Raw genomic sequence first — 19,646 nt, forward strand, 5'->3', positions numbered from 1 at the left:
CCCAAACAAGCTAAGGGTGCTCCGGGGTCGGGTCAAGGTCGCCCCGGTGGCCGGTCCCCGGGTGGCCGCGCCGGGGAGGTGTCCGGGGTACGGTCACTGGCGCGAGCGGCGGCCCGAACGTCGCGGCGCGAGATCCCGTCCGTCGAGCAGCTGCCGGCGGCGCTCCTCGCCGTGCTCCTCCAGCTGCGCGACGATCGCGCGCAGCCCGTTGGCGAGCCGCAGGCACTCCTCGGCGCTCAGCGGCGTGGCGACGAACGCCTCTTCGGCGTTGAACGCGGGGAAGAGGCGCTCCATGAGCTCCTCGCCCTCGGGGGTGAGCGAGAGCAGCACGCGTCGCCCGTCCTCCGGGTGGGACGCGCGGGCCACGAGGTGACGCGACTCCAGGGTGCGCGCGATCCCGGTCAGCGTCCCCTTGGAGATGCCCGCCTCTTCCGCGACCGACCAGGTCTCGGCCTCGCCCCAGATCCACAGCACCCACAGCACCACGAAGCCGGTCCAGGTCAGATCGTGCGGGCGCAGCGCGGAGTTCTCCAGGTGCTGTCGGACGGCCGCGGCGGCGCGGTGGATATTGGCGACGGCGGCCATCTGTTCACGCTGCAACTCGAAGCCGCCCAGTCGTTCCTGGACGGCCTGTTCGGTCTCGGCGATGGATCGGCGGCGCCCGGGCACGGTGGATCCTCCTCGGCTTCGGGCGGCCTGGGCCGCCGGGGTGATTCGGTCGCGCTCAAATGTAGCCCCGGGCGCGCCGGGTGCCGGGCGACGGCGGTGCCCGGGGAGGGGTGACGGCCGCGCCCGGGGTCGGGTGGCGGCCGCGATCGGGCCGGGGCGGCCGCGTCCGGGCCGTATCGCGGGGGCCCTTGTGGACGGCCCGGCCGCCTCGTATTCTGTGCCCTCTCGTTTGGCATCAAATAATTTCGGCACCCTCGGGGCCAGAACAGAGCACGGGGCCAGAACGGAGCACTCCGTCCGGCCCACTTCCAGGGAGCGACCATTGAGCGCCGAGACACCCGACCGGGTCCACCGGAGGACCGAGGCGCTCGCGGCCGAGGGCATCGACGTCGTACGCGTCGCCTATCCCGACATGATGGGCTCCGACCGCGGCCGGGACATCCTGCTGCACCATCTGCCCCACGCGGTCGGCCACGGCCTCGCCTTCAGCCGGGCCGTGTACCACACCGCGGCGCTGGGCGATCACTCGTACATCCCCGGCGGCCTCGAAGCCGGTATGCCGGACTTCCTCGTCCGCCCCGACCTGACCACGCTCGTCGCCCTGCCGTGGGAGCCGGGCGTGGCCTGGTGCGTCGGCGACGTCCGGGACCCGGCCACCGGACTGCCCGTGCCCGAATCGCCACGGGACCTGCTGCGCCAGGTCATCGGCCGGCTGCTCGACGCGGATCTGACCGCGGTCGTGGGCCCGGAGCTGGAGTACGTCCTGCTCGACCCGGACCCGGACTCGCCCGTCGGCTGGCGGCGCCACGCCCCCGCCCCCGGCCATGTCTATACGACCGGCCGCAAGGGCGACCCGGACGGGCACCTCCTGCGCACCCTCCGGGCGTTGCACGCGCTCGGGCTCGACGTCAGCGGCGGCAACCGGGAGTTCGACAGCGGTCAGTTCGAGATCAACCTCAGCCACTCGGAGGCGCTGGACGCCGCCGACCGGGCCTTTCGCTTCAAGGCGGCGGTCAAGGAACTCGCCCATGCGGAGGGCAGGTTGGCCACGTTCATGGCCAAGCCGTTCAATGACGGAGGCGGCTCGGGGTTCCATGTCCATCTGTCCCTCGTGGACGCGGACGGGCGCAACGTCTTCGACGCGCCCCGGGAGCCGTACGGGCTGTCCGCCTCGGCGCGCCACGCCCTGGCGGGAGTGCTCGCCCACGCCCCCGCGCTCTCCGCGCTGCTCAACCCCACCGTCAACTCGTACAAGCGCTTCGGCCCGGACACCACGGCCCCCTGGCTGGTCAACTGGGGCCTGGACAACCGCAACGCCCTGGTGCGCGTCCCGCCCGAGCGCGGTGGCGCCGCCCGCCTGGAGGCGCGCCTCGGCGACGCCACCGCCAACCCCTACCTCGCCATCGCCGGTCTGCTGGCCGCTGCCCACCTGGGCATCGCCGCCGCCGAGGAGCCCCCGGCGCCGATGACCGGCGAGGGCCGGGACAGGGGCACCGCCACCCTGCTGCCGACCGACCTCGGCCGGGCCCTCGACGCCCTGGAAGGCGACGACCAGCTCACCGATGCGCTCGGCAAGCCCTTCGTCGACGCCTTCCTCACCTTCAAGCGGGATGAGCTCGCCAGGTTCCAGCGGTACGTCACCGACTGGGAGTTCCGCGAGTACGCGCGGCTCATCTGAGGCGGGCCCTCCCCGAGGTGCCGGAGGTCTCAGACGAGATGCCGGGCGAAGAACCTCAGCGTGCTGTCCAGCTCGAAGGCCGGGATCTCCGCGTGTGCGCCGGGGCTGGCGTGCAGTGTCTTCTCGGCCGAGGCCAGGGCGTCGAACAGCGCCAGGCTCTGGTCGCGCGGCACCCGCTCATCGTCCCACTGCACCAGGAACTCCACCGGGACGGTGATCCGGGCGGCTGCCTCGGCCGAGGCCGAGGCCCCGCCCAGGCCCAGCACCGCCGCACGGACCCGGGGTTCGGCGGCGACGAACGGAACGCCGAGGCCGCAGCCCAGCGAGATCCCCCAGTAGCCCACCGGACCGGTGCCGACGTGATCGAGTTGCCGCACCGCGTCCAGGACCGCCTGCCATTCCGGGACGGTCCGGCGGGCCACGAGCGCCTGGAACTCGGCGATGAGTGGGGCCAGTTCCGCTCCGGCCTCCACACGTGCCTGGTTCTCGGTGGCGATCCGGCTGTACTCCTCGTGCGGTGGCCGGTCGCCGTGTCCGGGCACATCGACCGCCACCGCCGCGAAACCGCACTCGGCCACGAAGCGGTGTGCACGGGCCAGGATGTCCGGGGCCTTCTTGTGCTGACCGCCGCCGTGCCCCAGCAGAATCAGGGGGCGGGCACTGGTGGCGCCCTCCGGCGTCCAGAGCACGCCGGGAATCTCACCGAGGGTGAAGAGCTGTTCGCGGACGCCGTCGGACGACGTCTCAGAGATGAAGCGCATTGCGTCACAAGCCTTTCGGGATGCCTTCCACGGGCACTCCCCAGGCCATGCGGGAGAAGGAGGCCCGACCTGTCACAGCGTTGATCGGTCTCACCTCCTCGGTTCGCGGCAGCGCACGGCGGCCCTGAAAGTACCACGACGGTGAGTGGCGCAACGGCGCCCCGCGCCCCGCGGTCAACGGTCCCGGACGGGGGGCTGGTTCCGCTGGTTCGGGGCGGACAGGGCCGGGATCTCGGGGTGGTCGCGCAGGGCCGCCACGACCGCGTTCACCGCGGCGCGCTGCGTCGTGCCGCGCCGCACCGCGATGGTGATGTTGCGGTGCACCGGTGTGCTGAGCTCGCGGGTGGCGACGGCGTGGTCCGGGGTGATGGCGAGCGCGGGCAGCAGGGTGATCGACCGGCCCGACTCGACGTGTCGCAGCAGCATCAGATAGTTGCTGAACCGGCAGGCCACCCGGGGTTCGAACCCCGACTCGCGGCACAGCCGTACGGTCAGATCCGCCATGTACGACCGCGGGCGGTCACACGCCCAGGTCTCCTCCGCGCACGCCGCGAGGTTCACCGTCGTACGGCTGGTGAGCGGGTGGTCACGCGGCAGCACCAGCACGATCGGGTCGGTTCCGAGCGGGATGATCTCGAGGTCCGCGCCCCAGGAGAGGCCGACGTAGTCGGTGGTGGTGACGATGACGTCCGCCTCGCCCGAGCGGAGGGCCGGTCCGCCCTCGTGCGGCTCCAGCTCGATCAGTTCGAGGTGCAGCCGCGGGTGGGTGGTGGCCAGGCGGGTCGCCGCCGGGACCGCGAAGGTGTAGATCGCGCTCTGGAACGCCCCGAGCCGTACGGTGCCGATGGGCTCGTCGTTCAGGGCGTGCAGTTCGGCCTCGGCCTCCGCCATCTGGTCCAGGATCTCCCGGCCCCGGCGGGCCAGCAGCAGTCCGGCGGGGGTCAGCCGCACCCTCCGGCCGGTCCGCTCGATCAGCCGGCACCGGGTCTCGGTCTCCAGGACCGCAAGTTGCTGGGACACCGTCGACGCGCTCAGGTGCAGCGTCTCGGCGACCGCGCGCACGGTGCCCAGGGTTTCCAGCAGGCTGAGCAGCCGTAGCCGACCCGAGTTGAGCATGGGCGCGATTCTACGGGCGCGCTGTCCGGTTCTCACGAACAGAGCGGTCGGATCTGTGCGATGGACGCGCGCAGTGGCGCATCCCTAACGTCGTTCGTATGGATCCCGAGACAGCCGGTGGCGCCGTGGAGCGCCACCTCATCCGCTATTCCGGCCGAGCCGCGTTCACCCCCGAGGTCATCGCCCGCGCCGCGGGCACCTCGGTGTTCACCGAGAGCGGCCGCGAGCTGCTCGACTTCACCTCCGGCCAGATGAGTGCGATCCTCGGCCACTCCCATCCGGAGATCGTCGCCACGGTGCGTGAGCAGGTCGCCCACCTCGATCATCTGCACAGCGGCATGCTCAGCCGTCCGGTCATCGACCTCACCCGGCGGCTCGCCGAGACCCTGCCCGACCCCCTCGAGAAGGCGTTGCTCCTCACCACCGGGGCGGAGGCGAACGAGGCCGCGGTGCGGATGGCGAAACTCGTCACCGGCCGCCATGAGATCGTCTCGTTCGCCCGGTCGTGGCACGGCATGACCCAGGCCGCCGCGAACGCCACCTACAGCGCCGGGCGCAAGGGCTACGGACCCGCCGCGCCGGGCAACTTCGCGCTCCCGGTACCGGACCGCTTCCACCCCGACATCGTCGACGCCGAGGGCGTGCTCGACTGGCGCCGCCAGCTCGACCTGGGCTTCGACCTCATCGACGCCCAGTCGGTCGGCAGTCTCGCCGCCTGCCTGGTCGAGCCGATCCTCAGCTCCGGGGGCGTCATCGAACTCCCGCCGGGCTATCTCGCCGCCCTGGCCCAGAAGTGCCGGGAGCGGGACATGCTGCTGATCCTCGACGAGGCCCAGACCGGGCTGTGCCGCACCGGCGACTGGTACGCCTTCCAGCACGAGGGCGTCATCCCGGACATCCTCACGCTGTCCAAGACGCTCGGCGCCGGGCTCCCGCTGGCCGCCGTGCTGACCAGCCCGGAGATCGAGCAACAGGCGTACGACCGGGGGTTCCTGTTCTTCACCACCCATGCCAGCGACCCGCTGCCGGCCGCCGTCGGCAACACCGTCCTCGACGTTCTGGTCCGTGACCACCTCGACAAGCGGGCGCGCGAACTCGGCACGGCACTGCGCGGTCAGCTCCATGAGCTCGCCACCCGCCACGATGTCGTCGGGGACGTCCGCGGCCGCGGGCTGCTGCTGGGGATGGAGCTGGTCGGCGACCAGGTGCTGGGCGCCGGTGGCGCCGACCGGCTCGGCGCGGCCGTCACCCGGCGCTGCTTCGAGCTCGGGCTGCACATGAACATCGTCCAGTTGCCCGGCATGGGCGGCACCTTCCGGATCGCGCCCCCGCTGACCGCGAGCGACGACGAGATCGCCCGCGGTGTCGCCATCCTCGACCAGGCGCTCACCGACGCCGTACGCGGCCTCTGACGCCATGCGGTGAGCCCGCCTGACGCCATCTCATGAGTCTGTTCATGAGTCCACATGACATCTGTCATGCGGACTCATGACATGCCGCACTCCTCCCGGCCCCGCCGTGCCGGAAGTCTGGAAGGCATGGACACCGTTATCGAAACCGCCGACTTGCGGCGGCACTACAGGGGATTCGAGGCCGTGCGCGGCGTCGATCTCACGGTCGCCCGTGGCGAGCTCTTCGCGCTCCTGGGGACCAACGGGGCCGGTAAGACCTCCACCCTCGAGGTCCTGGAGGGGCAGGCCACCCCCACCTCCGGGACCGTTCGGGTGCTCGGCGGCGACCCGTACCGCGACCGCGCCGCCGTCCGTCCCCGTATCGGGGTGATGCTCCAGGAGGGCGGCTTCCCGACCGAGCTCACGGTCACCGAGACCGCGCGCATGTGGGCGGGGTGCACCAGCGGCGCCCGCCCCGTGGCCGAGGCCCTGGAGCTGACCCGGCTGACCCAGCGGCGGGCGGTGCGGGTCAAGCAGCTCTCCGGTGGCGAGCGCCGCCGCCTCGATCTCGCCCTGGCCCTGCTGGGACGGCCGGAGGTGCTGTTCCTGGACGAGCCGACGACCGGCCTGGACGCGCAGTCCCGCCACGAGACCTGGGAGCTGATCCGGGAGCTCAAGGAGCAGGGCACGACGGTGCTGCTCACCACCCACTACCTGGAGGAGGCGGAGCAGCTGGCCGACCGGCTGGCGATCATGCACGCGGGGCGGATCGCCACCTCGGGGCGGGTCGCCGACGTGGTCGCCGAGCGGCCCTCGCGGATGAGCTTCGAACTGCCCCAGGACTACTTCATCGGCGATCTGCCACCGCTGGCACCGCTGGGGGTGACCAGGCAGGAGAACGCCGGGCGGACGATCCGGCTCGAGACCGCCGATCTCCAGCGCACGGCGACGGGGCTGCTGCTGTGGGCCCGGGACAAGGACGTGGCGCTGCACGGGTTCGACGCCCGGTCGGCCACGCTGGAGGAGGCGTTCATGGAGATCGCGAAGGGCCTGGAGAGCGAGGGGGCACGATGACGACGTCAGCAGCCCGTACGGGACGCACGCACGCGGCCACGCCCACCCGGGTCACCGCCATGGACCGGCTGGCCGCCCTCGGCCGCGCCGAGCTGACGCTGCTGCTGCGCAGCAAGGCGTCCCTGGTCACCGCCGTGATCCTGCCGAGCATCATGGCCTTCGCGATGCGCGGCGTGGTCAAGGAGCTGGACCTGGGCGGCACCGGCCTGTCGGTGGCCACCGTCATGCTGCCCGCCGCGCTGGCGATGGCGCTGTTCTTCTCCGTCTACACGAACCTGGTCGGCGTGTATGTGCTGCGCCGCGAGACCCTCGTACTGAAGCGGCTGCGCACCGGTGAGGTGCGCGACTGGGAGATCCTCGTCGGCAACGCCCTCCCGGCGTTCCTGCTGACGATCGTGCAGTCCGTGCTGCTGGCGATCGGTATGACGGTGTTCCTGGACGCGGACGCGCCGGCCGCCCCGCATCTGGCGGTGTTCGGCCTGCTCGTCGGCGTGGCGATGCTGGTGGCCGCGGGCGCGCTGACGGCCGCGTTCACCCGGACCGCGGAGAGCGCACAGCTGACGTTCCTGCCGTTCTTGCTGGTGACCATGGCCGCCTCCGGGGTCTACGCGCCGCGCGAGGTGATGCCGGACACGATGGCCGACATCGCCGCCTGGCTGCCGTTCTCGCCGGTGATGGACCTGCTGAGGGGCGGCTGGACGGGCGATCTGGACGGTGTGGACCAGCTCCGGGCGGCGCTCCTCGCGCTGGCCTGGACGGGCCTGGCAGTGTTCGGTGTACGCCGGTGGTTCCGCTGGGGACCGCGAGGTTGAGGACGGCGGAGCCGAAGGTGATGGAGACGATGAGCATGAGCGTGGATGACTGGGTGGAGCGGCTCGGGGGCCCGGACGGCCCCGAGCGCTACCGCCGCTACACCCTCGCCAGCGTCGTCTTCCTCGCCGCCACCGAGGCGGCGCTGTGGGCGTTCTGGATCGCGACGACGGAGGCCGGCACGCTCGGGTCGGCCCTGGTGGCGGGCGTGGGCACGGCGCACGTCGCCGTCCAGGGGCTGCTCTCCCGCGCCGCGCTGCTCCACTACCTCGGCGCCGGACCGCGCCCGGTCTGGCTGGTCGCGCTGTACGCCGCCGTCACCGTGGCCATGGCCGCCCTGGGGTGTGCGCTGCTGGCCGCCGGACGCATCCATGACGGGAACCTGGCGTCGTATCTGGTCTGGCTGCTGATGTACTACGCCGGCCCGCCGATGCTGGCGCTGCCGCGCCGCACCGGGGCGATGCTGGTGGGAGCGGTGCCGGTGGCGGCGCTCGGCGCGGCGGCGGCCGGCGGGCTGTCGGGCGAGCCGCTGGCCCTCGTGATCGGCGCCACTTTGCTCATGGTTCCGTTCATGGCCACCGCGCTGCGGGTCTCGGGGTGGAGCGTGCGGCTGATCGAGGAGCTGGCCAGGGCGCGGGCCGCGCAGGCCCGCCTCGCCGTGGCGGAGGAGCGGCTGCGCTTCGGCCGCGATCTGCACGATGTGCTGGGCCGCAACCTCGCGGTGGTGGCGCTGAAGAGCGAGCTCGCGGTGGAGCTGGCCCGGCGGGGACGGGAGGAGGCGGTGGCCCAGATGGAGGAGGTGCAGCGGATCGCGCAGGAGTCACAGCGGGAGATCCGCGCGGTGGTGCGCGGCTACCGCACCGCCGATCTGCACACCGAACTCGCCGGGGCCCGGTCCGTGCTCGAAGCGGCAGGAATCGACTGCCGGATCGAGAACGGCCCGGCGGCGCGGCTGCCCGCGCAGACGCAGACGGCGCTCGGCTGGGTGGTCCGCGAGGGAACGACGAACGTGCTCCGCCACGCACAGAGCGCGTCCCGCTGCGAGGTGTCGGTGCGCGCCACGGTCGCGGGCTCGGTGGCACTGCTGATGGAGAACGACGGGGCGGACACGGACCCCCGACCGGGCACCGGCAGCGGTCTGCCGGGGCTGCGGGAGCGCCTGGCCGAGGTGGACGGCACCCTGGCCACCGAACGGCGCCCGGAGGGGATCTTCCGCCTGACCGCGAGGATTCCGTGGGAGGCGGGCGAGTGATCAGGGTTCTGCTGGCGGACGACGAACACCTCATCCGGGGCGCGCTCGCCTCCCTCCTCGCGCTGGAGGACGACATCACCGTGGTGGCGGAGGCCGGAACGGGCGACGAGGCGCTGGCCATGGCCCGGGCACACCGCCCCGACGTGGCCGTGCTGGACATGCGGATGCCCGGACGTGACGGGGTGTCGGTGGCGGCGCGGCTGCGCGACGAGGTGCCGGAGTGCGCCTCGATGATCGTCACCAGCCACGCCGGGGCCGGGGCGCTGAAGCAGGCGCTGGCGGCGGGCGTGCGTGGCTTCGTGCCGAAGACGGTGTCCGCGCGCCGACTGGCCGAGATCATCCGTACGGTGCACACGGACGGCCGCTACGTGGACCACGAACTGGCGGCGGACGCGATCGCCGCGGGCGAGTCGCCCCTCACTCCCCGCGAGGCGGAGATGCTGTCGCTGGCCGAGGACGGGGCACCGGTGGCGGAGATCGCGTCCCGCGCCGCGCTGTCCCCCGGGACGGTGCGCAACTACCTGTCCGCCGCCGCGGCCAAACTCGGCGCGGAGAACCGCCACGTGGCGGCGCGGATCGCCCGCGAACGGGGATGGCTGTAGGGGGTTTCTGCCCCCGCCGGACGGTCATCGGCGGTCGGTCAGCGCGGGCGCCGGCGTCGGCGGCGGCCGACGAGGAGGGCGCCACCGCCCAGGAGCAGCGCCGCCGCGCCCGCGGTCACCCATGCGGCGGCCGTGTCGGCGGGCCGGGACTCCGCCCGGGCGCGGGAGCCGGAGGGATGGGCGGCGGGCGAAGGCCGGGCCGAACCGGTGGCCGTGGCGGCCTTGATGATGAGGTCGGTGACCGCCTGGGGGTGGGCGATCATGGCCACGTGGGAGGAGTTGATCTCCACGGTGTGCGAGTGGGCGCGCTTGGCCTCGAAGCGCTCCTGCCGGGGGTTGATGGTCTTGTCCTGCCGGGCGACGAGGAACCAGGACGGGATCTGCCGCCACGCCGCCACCTTGGCCTTCTCCGAGAACGTGGCCGTTGTGGCGGGCCGTTGCGTCACCGCCAGCAGCCTCGCCGTACTGGCCGGCAGGTCGGCGGCGAAGACCGGGTGGAGCCTGTCCCGCTTCAGGTACAGGTCCGTGCCGCGCACACCGCCACCGGCCCGGTAGGGCACCGCCTTGGTGGCGGTGGCGAGTTCGCTGGGGAACCGGGCGGCCAGCGACTGCCCGCTCTCCCCCTTGTCGGGCATCAGGGCGGACACGTACACCAGCGACTTCACCCGGGAGTTCCCCGCCGCGGCCGTGCTGATGACCGCGCCGCCGTAGGAGTGGCCCACCAGCACGATCGGGCCCTTGACGCCGTCCAGGACGGAGGCGATGTAGGCGGAGTCGGTGGCGAGGCCGCGCAGCGGGTTGGCGGGGGCGAAGACGGGGTAACCGCGGCGCTCCAGCCGTTCGATGACACCGTTCCAGCTGGAGCCGTCCGCGAACGCGCCGTGGATCAGGACCACCGTGGGTTGACGACGGGCGTTGTCGTCCTCCGCGGTGGCCGGGGCCGCCACGGCCGCGCACACCGCCACGGCGCACCCCGCCGCCGCGACACGTGCCCGGAGCCGTCCGTGTGCCCGGGTCCGTCCGCCTACGGAGCCGAGAGCCGGAGACGCCGCCATGGTGTCCTCGTTTCCCTTGAGGGTTGTGACCCCTCAACGTTCGCCGGACCCGTGGCGCGCGGCCGTGCGGCAGGGTCCGACCGGGTGAAGTAGGTGATCGACCAGGGTCATACCGCGCTGACAACGATTCCCACGACCTGCCCGCGCCGTCCTTGTACTGCCTTTGCCTCGAGTTCGCCGGGCATTGGCCTGAGCTTGTTTGCATGCGGGGATGGACCACATCACCTTCTTGGTGGCGGTCGTCATCGTCACGGCGCTCGCCTTCGACTTCACCAACGGATTCCATGACACGGCCAACGCGATGGCGACCTCCATCGCCACCGGCGCGCTCACCCCCAGAACCGCGGTTCTGGTGAGCGGGATCCTCAATATCGTCGGTGCCTTCCTGTCCACCGAGGTCGCCAAGACCATCTCCGGCGGCATCGTCGACGACTCCCTGGTCACCCCAGGCATGATCTTCGCGGGGCTGGTCGGGGCGATCCTCTGGAACCTGCTGACCTGGCTGGTCGGGCTGCCGTCGAGCTCGTCGCACGCCCTGTTCGGCGGGTTGATCGGGGCGGTGTGGGTCGGTGCGGGCTCTCACGGCGTGCACTTCGACAAGGTTGTCGAGAAGGTGCTGATACCGGCGGTGGCCTCGCCGGTCGTGGCCGGTATCGCCGCGCTGCTGGCCACCTACCTCGCGTACCGGCTCACCGACCGGGCCCGTAAGAAGTCCGTGACCAAGGGATTCCGGGCCGGTCAGATCGCCTCGGCCTCGCTCGTCTCGCTCGCCCACGGCACCAACGACGCGCAGAAGACCATGGGGGTCATCACGCTGACCCTGATCTCGACGGGTGCCCTCGGCCACGACGCCGGTCCGCCGCTGTGGGTGATCGCCTCCGCGGGCCTCGCCATCGGCCTCGGCACCTACCTGGGCGGCTGGCGGATCATCCGCACCATGGGCAAGGGCCTGACCGAGATCCAGTCCCCGCAGGGCTTCGCCGCCGAGACCGCCTCCACGACCGTCATCCTCACCTCCGCCCACCTCGGCTTCGCCCTGTCCACCACCCAGGTGGCCTCCGGCAGCATCCTCGGCGCGGGTCTCGGCCGGCGGCTGGCGGAGGTGCGCTGGGGCGTCGCGGGCCGCATGGTGATCGCCTGGATGGTCACCCTGCCCGCCGCCGCGCTGGTCGGCGGCGTCTCCGCGAGCGTGGTCACGAACGGCGGAAACCTCGGCGCGGCGGTCGTCGCGCTGATCGGCGCTGCCCTTGCCGCCGGCATCGTGCTCCTCTCCCGCCGCAACCCCGTGGACGCGAAGAACGTCAACGACGCCCACGAGGTCACCATCCGCAACGAGCCGCCGGCCAAGGTCGGCACGGCCGCATAAGTCCTCGATTTCCGGAGAGTCAAAACGATGCATCTCGACTGGACCGCACTCGGCCAGGTCACCGCGGTGAGCATCGGCGTCACCATTGCCGTGGTCACCGTCTTCGCCCTCGGCGTCCTGGGCGTCGCCCGCGTGGAGGCGGCCCGTGAGGAGAACGGCACCGGCTCGGCCCTGGGCCTCACCCAGGCCGGACTGTGCTTCGTGGCGTGCGCGGCGGTGGTGGCCTACGGGATCTACCTGATCGTGCCGCAGTTCCACTGAGAACGGAAAGGCAGGACCGCATGACAACGCCGCCCTTGCTGTCCGAGTTGGCCGACCTGACGGTCGACTACAGCGACCACGACGACCCCGTGCTCATCCGGCCGGACGGAAGCCCGGTCGACACCTGGCGGGAGAACTATCCCTACGCGCACCGCATGGAGCGCAAGGAGTACGAGTGGCACAAGCGGCTCCAGCAGATAGAGCTGCTGAAGCTGCAGAGCTGGATCAAGGAAACGGGACGCCGACTCGTCATCGTCTTCGAGGGCCGGGACGCGGCCGGCAAGGGTGGCACCATCAAGCGCTTCACCGAGCACCTCAACCCGCGTGGCGCGCGGGTCGTGGCGCTGGAGAAGCCGACCGAGCGCGAACGTGGCCAGTGGTACTTCCAGCGCTATGTGGAGCATCTGCCGACCGCGGGGGAGATCGTGCTCTTCGACCGGTCCTGGTACAACCGGGCCGGTGTCGAGCGGGTCATGGGCTTCTGCTCCAGGGACGAGTACCGGCGCTTCATGCGCCAGGCGCCGCTCTTCGAGCGGATGCTCGTGGACGACGGTGTGGACCTGGTGAAGTTCTGGTTCTCGGTGTCCCAGAGCGAGCAGCGCACCCGCTTCACGATCCGCCAGGTGGACCCCGTACGGCAGTGGAAGCTCAGCCCGATGGACCTCGCCTCGCTGGCCCGCTGGGACGACTACACCGCCGCCAAGGTCGCGATGTTCCGCGAGACGGACACGGAGTACGCGCCCTGGACGGTGGTCAAGAGCAACGACAAGAAGCGGGCGCGCGTGGAGGCCATGCGCAGTGTGCTCGCCCGTTTCGACTACTCCGACAAGGACGAGGAGATCGTCGGCACCCCGGACCCGCGCATCGTGGGCGCGGCGGCGGGCCTGCTGGAGGAGGGCGAGGACGACACGAACGACGCTGCCGACGACACCACGAGCGAAACCAACGACGGCGACGGGCGCTGACGAGCACACCGGAGCCGGACGCCGGGGCCGCGCCGGGTTGTCCGGTCAAGCCGGTACGCGCTGTCCACGGCGATCACCACCCTCGACCATCAGCGGGCGACGGCCCGCGGTGGTGGGGCACCTGCCGTATCAGCTGGACGTCAATCTGCGCTCGGCGACTCTGCTCGCCGCGCAAGGTGTACGCCTGACCAGGCGCCGGGAAGGGGCGGGCAGGGGAACAGCCCCGACATGCTGCCGGAGCTGACCGCCCGGCGCCCGTCGCCGGGCCCCTCCACCCGGGCGACGGGCCCGCCGTTCACCCTCGGCGGCGCCGGACGTACAGCCGACGGCCCTCCGGGCCGGTCCACTCCAGCCGGACGACACCGGGCACGGCGGCGTCGGCGATGCGCGACGGGTCGGACCAGTAGCCGAAGTTCGGATTGCGGAAGAACGTGGCCCACAGACCGCCGCCGTGGTCCACGAAGACGTTGTTGTGGCCGGCGCCGACCCCCGCGGTCCACCGCTTGGAGTACGGCCCCTCGAACCGGTCCGAGACGGCGATGACGGCGTCGTAGTGGTACTGCACACGGCCCGGACCGGGCGGGTCGTAGGCGTAGCGGGTGCCGCCGTCGGGATTGGCCGACGTTCGGTTCCACGCGGCCTGGAGGAGGTAGTACGAGCCCTCGTACGTGAACACGTACGCACCCTCGAGATACGGCTCGGGGGAATAGGGCCGCTGCCGGAACGTCGGGAGGTCGCTCGTCGGGACGATGTCCTCCATGTCGTCCCGGAACCTCGCGTACAGGTTGTTGTGCAGCACGAGCCACGCGTCGTCGCCCTCGGTGAAGAGGCTGCCGTCGATGTGGTGGTAGGCGCCGGGCTCGATGAAATCCGGCCCCCCGATGAACGGGTCGCCGAAGGGCTTGTCGACGTTGCCCTCGACGAGCCGGTACGGGCCCTCGATCCCGCCCTCGCTCACCAGCAGGAACGAACCGACCTTCCGGGAGTGGTCGCCCATGCACGCGACGATGTACCAGGTGCCGCGGAAACGGTGCAGCTCCGGGGCCCAGACCTCGCCACGCTTGCCGAACCGCTCGTCGTACCAGTACTCCTGCCACGGGGCGACGACGGTGCGTCCGGGCCGGTTCTCCCCGGCGAATTCGGGCGACCACACCTTGCCCCGCTCGGCGCCGGGCCGGATGCCGGTCGTGTCGACCAGCTTCCAGGGGCCGCGCAGGGACGGGGCCACCCACACGAAGATGCCGTCGTTCCACGGGCCCGCGGTGGTGAGCCCGGGCACGCGGGTGGTGCCCGTGGCCACGTAGACCGGACGGCCGTCCACGACGAAGCAGTTGACGTAGGTGTCCCGCATCCAGACCAGGCCGCGCTCCCGGTCGCGGGGGCGTGGCTCGAGCGGGAGGATGAAGGAGTTGTCCTCGCGCGGCCACAGGTCCGGGCGGGTGTCCGCGAGGCCGTAGGGGTTGAGTTCGGGCCAGTTCGACGGGTATCGCCGCGGCGCGGCGGCCTCCGGGGGCGATGCCTGGGCGGTGGCCGCGGGCAGTCCCGCCGCCATGCCCAGGGAACCCGCGACTCCGGCCAACAATGTGCGTCTGTGGATGGGCAACCTGTTCTCGGAGCTGGTTGGCATGGGCACAGCATGCGGACGCCCGCCGATTTTCGTCAAGAGCCAGGAAAAAAGATGACGCCGGCGTGAACCGGGTACCCGGTGCGGGGCGCCCGGAGGGTCCGGACGCTCCGCCCGGAAAGGCGGTGGCACATGAATCTGCCCCGTGCCCGTGCGCACGGCACCGTGACCCAGCGGCTCATCAGTGATCATCTGTTGTCCGGCCGGATGGAGCCGGGGGAGGAGATCGCGCTGCGGGTGGACCAGACGCTGACGCAGGACGCCACCGGCACGCTGGTGATGCAGGAGCTGGAAGCGCTGGCCCTGGACCGGGTCCGTACCGAGGCCAGCGTCCAGTACGTCGACCACAACATCCTCCAGGCCGACGAGCGCAACGCCGAGGACCACCTCTTCCTGCGCTCGGCCGCCCGCCGCTTCGGCCTGTGGTTCTCCAAACCCGGCAACGGCGTCTCGCACCCGACCCATATGCACCACTTCGGCGCCCCCGGCAAAACCCTGGCCGGTTCCGACTCACACACCTGCGCGGCCGGTTCCCTGGGCATGCTGGCGATCGGCACCGGCGGCCTGGAAGTGGCGCTCGCCATGGCCGGACGGCCACTCCACCTCACCATGCCGAAGATCTGGGGCATCCGGCTGACCGGGGAACCGCCCCCGTGGGTCAGCGCCAAGGACGTGATCCTGGAGCTGCTGCGCCGTCACGGGGTGCAGGGAGGCGTCCATCGTGTCCTGGAGTACCACGGGCCCGGCCTGGCCTCCCTCACCGCGATGGACCGCCACGTCATCGCCAACATGGGGGCGGAACTCGGCGCCACCACCACCGTCTTCCCCTCGGACGGGGCGGTGCGCGGCTTCCTCGACGGGGTGGGGCGCGGCGATGACTTCGTCGAGATCACCGCGGACGAGGACGCGTCCTACGACATCGACGAGGAGATCGACCTGTCGTCACTGGAGCCGCTCATCGCGCGGCCCACCTCTCCGGGAAACGTCGTGCCGGTCAGGGAGGCCGCCGGGGAGCCCATCGCCCAGGCCGTCATCGGCTCCTCCGCCAACCCCGGATTCCGCGACTTCGCCGTCCCGGCCGCCATGGTGGCCGGGCGCCAGGTCCCGGCCGGGGTGAGCTTCGACATCAACCCGACATCCCGCGAGATCCTCCAGGACCTGACGCGCTGCGGTGCGACATTCGACCTGATCGCCGCCGGTGCCCGTATCCATCAGTCGGGCTGTCTGGGCTGCATCGGCATGGGGCAGGCCCCGGCCACGGGAAGCAACTCCCTGCGCACCTTCCCGCGCAACTTCCCCGGTCGCTCCGGCACCGCGGACGACGCGGTGTGGCTGTGTTCACCGGAGACCGCCACGGCCTCCGCGCTGACCGGCGCCATCGCGGATCCGCGCGACTGGGCCGAGCGCGTCTCGGCGGCGGCCCCTCCCACACCGGAGGCGCCCGAGCCGCCGTCGAACAACGACGCCATGCTGGAACCACCGCTGCCACCGGACGAGGCCGCGCGCGTCCAGCTGGTACGCGGCCCCAACATCTCCGCGCTGCCGGAGCTGGATCCGCTGCCGGACAGCATTCACGGCCCCGTACTCCTCAAGGCCGGTGACGACGTCTCGACCGACGAGATCTCCCCGGCCGGGGCGGACGCCCTGCCCTATCGCTCCAACATCCCCAAGCTGGCGGGATTCACCCTCATCCGGCTGGACCCCGACTACCCGCGGCGCGCCGAGGCGGTCCGGGAGGACACCGGGCATCTCATCGTCGCCGGTGCGAACTACGGGCAGGGCTCGTCCCGCGAACACGCCGCCATCGCCCCGCGCTACCTCGGCCTGCGAGCCGTCATCGCCAAGTCCTACGCCCGCATCCACTGGCAGAACCTGGTCAACTTCGGTGTGCTGCCGCTCGAATTCGATGACCCCGCGGACTACGACCGCATCGGCCCCGACGACCGGCTGCATGTGTCCGGTCTGCGCGAGGCCCTCGCCCCGGGCGGCGAACCGACCCTCCGTGTCCGCAACGCGACCCGGGACGAGGAGTACACCGTCCGCCACCGCCTCTCGCCCCGGCAGCGGGAAGCGGTGCTCGCGGGCGGTATCATTCCGGCTCTCGCACACTGAGGTGAGTGCTATGACGCTGACGCTCGAGGCCACCCGGTGGTCCGGGGACGTGGTGGTTGTGGCCGACGCCCCCGAGCGGTCGTCGGTGAGCGTGACGATCGGGGCGGACTCCTGGGACGTCCGCGAGGGGACCGGCGGGCTGAGGCCACTCACCGACGGCGACCTCGGCGTCCTTCACGCAGTCCACCTGGGGCATCAAGCCGTACACCGCGTTCCTGGGCGCGCTGAAGCCGGCCGACGAGGTCCGGGTGGAGTTCATATGTCCCGGCGTGGCGGGCCGTTGAGGGTCCGCCACGCCGGGGGTGCCGCTAGCTGTCGCTGTTGCCCTCGGTCCGGGACGCGTCCAGGCAACTCTCCGCGCCCTTGCACCGCTGGAGCGCGGTGAGGGTGCGGTGCAGGGCGGCCCGTTGCTCGGCCGAGAGGGATGCCGCCCGGTTGTTCAGCTGCTCCGGGTCGGAGTCCAGATCGTAGAACTCGCGCTCCCCATCGGTGTATTCGACATAGAGGGAGTCATCGGTCCGCATCGCCGCGTAGGTCGGCGGATCGCCCGCGTTCGCGGGCGCCGCGTCGGGATCGCCCTTCTTGGACGCCGCGCGATGGTGCTCGACCAGGACGGTCTCGCGCCACTCCTTCTCCGTGCGTCCGTGCATCAGGTCGCCCAGGCTGCGCCCGTCCACGGTCGACGGCGGGTCCACGCCCGCGAGGTCCAGGAAGGTCGGGTTGAGGTCGACGTTCTCCGCGAGCTGCGACACCTTCTCACCGGCCGGAACATCGGGTCCGGTGACCATCAGCGGTACGTTGATATCGGTGTCGTAGGCGGTCTGCTTTCCGGTGCGGAGTCGGTGTTCGCCCATGTGGAAGCCGTTGTCCGACCCGAACACGATATAGGTGTTGTCCGCCAGGCCCTTGTCCTCGAGTGTCTTCTCCAGCTGACCGATCATGTCGTCGACCGCCTGGACCGAGCGCACTCGCTTGGCGAAATTCCGGTCGATCCTCTTCTTCTCCTTCGACGTCAGCGGTGACAACGATCGCTGCCATTCCGGCGCGTTAAGGGTCGCCTTGTCATAGGCATCGGTCTGCGGAGCCTTGAGCCCCGGGAACTTGCCCTTGTCGCGCGGCGCGGGTACGTAGGGGCCGTGCGGTGCGAACGTGGCCACCTCCAGCATGAACGGCTTCTTCTCTTCCGCCGAGGAGCCGATGAACGAGGTGGCCTTCCTGGACAGGACGTCCGTCAGATAGTCCTGGGGGGCCTTCCCATAGGGCACGACCTTGCCGTTCTCGTTCAGCTCGTAGTTGTACTCATTGTAGCCCTCCCCGGCGACGTCCCACTCGTCCCAGCCGGAGGGCACATAGGGCTTGTCGGTGCCGTTCTTGTCGCCCGGTTGGTATCCATTGAGGTACTTGCCCATGAACCCGGTGCGATAGCCGGCGCGTTGCAGCGCGGGCCCGAAGGTCTTCTTTTCGTTACCGTTCTTCAGAAACGCGCGATAGCCGCCGTCATCACCGCTGTTGGTGAAGACGCCGGTGTTGTGCGGGTATTGACCGGCGAGGATGGATGTACGCGATGGGCAGCACAGCGAGTCGGTGGCGAAGAAGTTACTGAAGGTCGTCCCCTTCTTCTGCATCTCCTGTACGTGCGGCATGTACTTCACGAGATTCCATGCCAGGTCGTCGGTGAGGACGTACACGATGTTGGGCTTCTTGCCGGAAGGCGAGGCGTCGGCGTCAGAGGTGGCACCTTCGGCCGTGTTCACCCCTCTGTCGCACGAGGCCGACATCGCGATGGCCAGGGCCGCACACAGGGCGGCGAGGACACGTGGACGGCGACTGCCGAACATGGCGCAACCTCCTACGAGTTGTGCGTCTTCGTCGCAGGGAACCGTAGGAGGCGGCTTTGTGTGATTCTTGTGAGTCGCCTACGGCATGGCGGCGTGCTGTTTGACGAGTTCGTAGGAGCGCAGGCGCGCGGTCAGCGCGTAGACCGGCGTGACCAGCATCAGCTCCTCCGCGCCGGTCGCCTTCGCCACCTCCGTCAGACGGCCGAGGACCGTCTCGGGAGTGCCGTACGCCTGATGGGCGCCGAACGCCGCGACCCCCGCCCGCTCCTCCGCGGTGAACGGATGCGCCGACGCCTCTTCGGGCGAGGGGAACGGGACCTCGCTGTGGCCCTTGAGGAGCCCGGCCTTGACGACGTTCATCGGGCCCGCCAGCCACGCGGCCTCGTCCTCGGTCTCGGCGCAGATGGTTTCCACGCACACCAGCACACGGGGGCTCCCGCACCACGGGGAAGGGGAGAAGTGCGCACGGTAGTGGTCGAGCGCGGCGAGGGTGTTGTCGGGGCGGATGTGATGGGCGAACGCCATGGGCAGGCCGAGCCGCGCGGCGAGCGCCGCACCGGCGTTGCTGGAGGCCAGCAGCCACGGCTCCGGGAGCGTGCCGAGCGCGACCTCCTCGACCAGGAACCGCAGCGTCGCCGCCACATCGTCCAGGTACTCGTCATCCGTCGTCGGACCGGCGCCGCGCCGCAGCGCCCGGGCCGTGGCCTCGTCGAAGGTGCCGGGGCCGCGGCCGATGCCCAGGTCGATCCGGTCGGGGTGCAGCGCGGCGAGGGTGCCGAACTGCTCCGCCAGCATGAGGGGGGCGTGGTTGGGCGCCAGTACACCTCCTGAGCCCAGGCGGATGGCCGAGGTCGACGCGGCCGCGTGGGCGGTCAGGACCACGGGTGGGAAGGCGCCGATGGCGGGGGAGTGGTGGTGCTCGGCGTACCAGAGTCGGCGGTAGCCGAGGGCGTCGAGACGCTGGGCGAAGGCGGTGGTGTCACGTAGCGTGTCCACGGCTCGCGTACCAGCTTGGACCATGGCGACTTCCAGCGCGGAGAGCGGCACATCGATCATGCTGTGAGCATACGGA

At 71.2% G+C, this 19,646-nt stretch carries 17 protein-coding genes; 10 read left to right on the top strand and 7 right to left on the bottom strand.

Annotation, left to right across the window (positions count from 1 at the left end; genetic code table 11):
- Positions 1 to 93: 93 nt before the first annotated feature.
- Positions 94 to 669 (bottom strand): MarR family winged helix-turn-helix transcriptional regulator, encoded by a 576-nt coding sequence (locus ACMTAK_RS44515; RefSeq protein ID WP_020873377.1) that lies wholly within the window; start codon positions 667 to 669, stop codon positions 94 to 96.
- Between the two features lie 322 nt (positions 670 to 991).
- Here ACMTAK_RS44515 and ACMTAK_RS44520 point away from each other — a divergent pair, with 322 nt between their 5' ends.
- Positions 992 to 2,347, top strand: a complete 1,356-nt coding sequence (locus ACMTAK_RS44520) for a glutamine synthetase family protein (RefSeq protein ID WP_413811425.1) — start codon at positions 992 to 994, stop codon at positions 2,345 to 2,347.
- Positions 2,348 to 2,376: 29 nt separating this feature from the next.
- Here the strand turns inward: ACMTAK_RS44520 and ACMTAK_RS44525 are convergent, their stop codons facing one another.
- Together ACMTAK_RS44525 and ACMTAK_RS44530 are read right to left on the bottom strand one after the other, a co-directional pair.
- Complete coding sequence (locus ACMTAK_RS44525) at positions 2,377 to 3,108, bottom strand: dienelactone hydrolase family protein (RefSeq protein WP_413811426.1); 732 nt, start codon at positions 3,106 to 3,108, stop codon at positions 2,377 to 2,379.
- A gap of 174 nt (positions 3,109 to 3,282) precedes the next feature.
- Positions 3,283 to 4,224, bottom strand: coding sequence for a LysR family transcriptional regulator (locus ACMTAK_RS44530; protein ID WP_413811427.1), 942 nt, complete (start codon positions 4,222 to 4,224; stop codon positions 3,283 to 3,285).
- A gap of 98 nt (positions 4,225 to 4,322) precedes the next feature.
- Between ACMTAK_RS44530 and ACMTAK_RS44535 the strand changes: the two genes are divergently transcribed.
- The 5 genes from ACMTAK_RS44535 to ACMTAK_RS44555 all read left to right on the top strand — a co-directional run bounded on the left by ACMTAK_RS44535 (position 4,323) and on the right by ACMTAK_RS44555 (position 9,353).
- Entirely contained in the window at positions 4,323 to 5,636 is a 1,314-nt protein-coding gene (locus ACMTAK_RS44535; RefSeq protein WP_413811428.1) for an aspartate aminotransferase family protein, read from the top strand.
- A gap of 126 nt (positions 5,637 to 5,762) precedes the next feature.
- The gene (locus ACMTAK_RS44540) at positions 5,763 to 6,689 is read left to right on the top strand and encodes an ABC transporter ATP-binding protein (RefSeq protein ID WP_413811429.1); all 927 of its coding nucleotides are present in this window, start codon (positions 5,763 to 5,765) and stop codon (positions 6,687 to 6,689) included.
- Positions 6,686 to 7,501, top strand: coding sequence for an ABC transporter permease (locus tag ACMTAK_RS44545; protein WP_413811430.1), 816 nt, complete (start codon positions 6,686 to 6,688; stop codon positions 7,499 to 7,501). The genes ACMTAK_RS44540 and ACMTAK_RS44545 overlap by 4 nt, the downstream gene beginning before the upstream one ends.
- Before the next feature lie 35 nt (positions 7,502 to 7,536).
- Entirely contained in the window at positions 7,537 to 8,751 is a 1,215-nt protein-coding gene (locus tag ACMTAK_RS44550; RefSeq protein WP_413811431.1) for a sensor histidine kinase, read from the top strand.
- The gene (locus ACMTAK_RS44555) at positions 8,748 to 9,353 is read left to right on the top strand and encodes a response regulator transcription factor (RefSeq protein ID WP_121824937.1); all 606 of its coding nucleotides are present in this window, start codon (positions 8,748 to 8,750) and stop codon (positions 9,351 to 9,353) included. Before ACMTAK_RS44550 ends, ACMTAK_RS44555 begins: the two co-directional genes overlap by 4 nt.
- A gap of 38 nt (positions 9,354 to 9,391) precedes the next feature.
- On the opposite strand, the gene ACMTAK_RS44560 is transcribed toward ACMTAK_RS44555, so the two are convergent.
- The gene (locus ACMTAK_RS44560) at positions 9,392 to 10,408 is read right to left on the bottom strand and encodes an alpha/beta fold hydrolase (protein WP_413811432.1); all 1,017 of its coding nucleotides are present in this window, start codon (positions 10,406 to 10,408) and stop codon (positions 9,392 to 9,394) included.
- A 211-nt stretch (positions 10,409 to 10,619) separates the two neighbouring features.
- Here ACMTAK_RS44560 and ACMTAK_RS44565 point away from each other — a divergent pair, with 211 nt between their 5' ends.
- The 3 genes from ACMTAK_RS44565 to ppk2 are packed head-to-tail and all read left to right on the top strand — an operon-like array spanning position 10,620 to position 13,000.
- Positions 10,620 to 11,774 carry an inorganic phosphate transporter gene (locus ACMTAK_RS44565; protein ID WP_413811433.1) on the top strand — a complete coding sequence of 385 codons (1,155 nt, stop codon included), beginning with the start codon at positions 10,620 to 10,622 and terminating at the stop codon, positions 11,772 to 11,774.
- 27 nt (positions 11,775 to 11,801) lie between these two features.
- Positions 11,802 to 12,035, top strand: a complete 234-nt coding sequence (locus ACMTAK_RS44570) for a hypothetical protein (RefSeq protein WP_413811434.1) — start codon at positions 11,802 to 11,804, stop codon at positions 12,033 to 12,035.
- 20 nt (positions 12,036 to 12,055) lie between these two features.
- Positions 12,056 to 13,000, top strand: a complete 945-nt coding sequence (gene ppk2 / locus ACMTAK_RS44575) for a polyphosphate kinase 2 (protein ID WP_413811435.1) — start codon at positions 12,056 to 12,058, stop codon at positions 12,998 to 13,000.
- Between the two features lie 295 nt (positions 13,001 to 13,295).
- Here the strand turns inward: ppk2 and ACMTAK_RS44580 are convergent, their stop codons facing one another.
- Positions 13,296 to 14,627, bottom strand: coding sequence for a family 43 glycosylhydrolase (locus ACMTAK_RS44580; RefSeq protein WP_413811436.1), 1,332 nt, complete (start codon positions 14,625 to 14,627; stop codon positions 13,296 to 13,298).
- A gap of 129 nt (positions 14,628 to 14,756) precedes the next feature.
- Here ACMTAK_RS44580 and ACMTAK_RS44585 point away from each other — a divergent pair, with 129 nt between their 5' ends.
- The gene (locus ACMTAK_RS44585) at positions 14,757 to 16,736 is read left to right on the top strand and encodes an aconitate hydratase (RefSeq protein ID WP_413811437.1); all 1,980 of its coding nucleotides are present in this window, start codon (positions 14,757 to 14,759) and stop codon (positions 16,734 to 16,736) included.
- 308 nt (positions 16,737 to 17,044) lie between these two features.
- Here ACMTAK_RS44585 and ACMTAK_RS44590 read toward each other — a convergent pair whose 3' ends face one another.
- Together ACMTAK_RS44590 and ACMTAK_RS44595 are read right to left on the bottom strand one after the other, a co-directional pair.
- Entirely contained in the window at positions 17,045 to 18,574 is a 1,530-nt protein-coding gene (locus ACMTAK_RS44590) for a sulfatase family protein (protein WP_413811438.1), read from the bottom strand.
- Between the two features lie 78 nt (positions 18,575 to 18,652).
- Positions 18,653 to 19,630, bottom strand: a complete 978-nt coding sequence (locus tag ACMTAK_RS44595; RefSeq protein ID WP_413811439.1) for an MsnO8 family LLM class oxidoreductase — start codon at positions 19,628 to 19,630, stop codon at positions 18,653 to 18,655.
- Between the last annotated feature and the right edge of the window lie 16 nt (positions 19,631 to 19,646).

Source organism: Streptomyces lacaronensis, assembly GCF_047337785.1.
GTDB lineage: Bacteria > Actinomycetota > Actinomycetes > Streptomycetales > Streptomycetaceae > Streptomyces > Streptomyces lycopersici.

Excerpts from the sequence above, each read along its gene's own strand:
- ACMTAK_RS44525 (WP_413811426.1), bottom strand. The coding sequence starts at position 3,108 with ATGCGCTTCATCTCTGAGACGTCGTCCGACGGCGTCCGCGAACAGCTC.
- ACMTAK_RS44530 (WP_413811427.1), bottom strand. The coding sequence starts at position 4,224 with ATGCTCAACTCGGGTCGGCTACGGCTGCTCAGCCTGCTGGAAACCCTG.
- ACMTAK_RS44535 (WP_413811428.1), top strand. The coding sequence starts at position 4,323 with ATGGATCCCGAGACAGCCGGTGGCGCCGTGGAGCGCCACCTCATCCGC.
- ACMTAK_RS44540 (WP_413811429.1), top strand. The coding sequence starts at position 5,763 with ATGGACACCGTTATCGAAACCGCCGACTTGCGGCGGCACTACAGGGGA.
- ACMTAK_RS44545 (WP_413811430.1), top strand. The coding sequence starts at position 6,686 with ATGACGACGTCAGCAGCCCGTACGGGACGCACGCACGCGGCCACGCCC.
- ACMTAK_RS44550 (WP_413811431.1), top strand. The coding sequence starts at position 7,537 with ATGAGCGTGGATGACTGGGTGGAGCGGCTCGGGGGCCCGGACGGCCCC.
- ACMTAK_RS44560 (WP_413811432.1), bottom strand. The coding sequence starts at position 10,408 with ATGGCGGCGTCTCCGGCTCTCGGCTCCGTAGGCGGACGGACCCGGGCA.
- ACMTAK_RS44565 (WP_413811433.1), top strand. The coding sequence starts at position 10,620 with ATGGACCACATCACCTTCTTGGTGGCGGTCGTCATCGTCACGGCGCTC.
- ACMTAK_RS44570 (WP_413811434.1), top strand. The coding sequence starts at position 11,802 with ATGCATCTCGACTGGACCGCACTCGGCCAGGTCACCGCGGTGAGCATC.
- ppk2 (WP_413811435.1), top strand. The coding sequence starts at position 12,056 with ATGACAACGCCGCCCTTGCTGTCCGAGTTGGCCGACCTGACGGTCGAC.
- ACMTAK_RS44580 (WP_413811436.1), bottom strand. The coding sequence starts at position 14,627 with ATGCCAACCAGCTCCGAGAACAGGTTGCCCATCCACAGACGCACATTG.
- ACMTAK_RS44585 (WP_413811437.1), top strand. The coding sequence starts at position 14,757 with ATGAATCTGCCCCGTGCCCGTGCGCACGGCACCGTGACCCAGCGGCTC.
- ACMTAK_RS44590 (WP_413811438.1), bottom strand. The coding sequence starts at position 18,574 with ATGTTCGGCAGTCGCCGTCCACGTGTCCTCGCCGCCCTGTGTGCGGCC.
- ACMTAK_RS44595 (WP_413811439.1), bottom strand. The coding sequence starts at position 19,630 with ATGATCGATGTGCCGCTCTCCGCGCTGGAAGTCGCCATGGTCCAAGCT.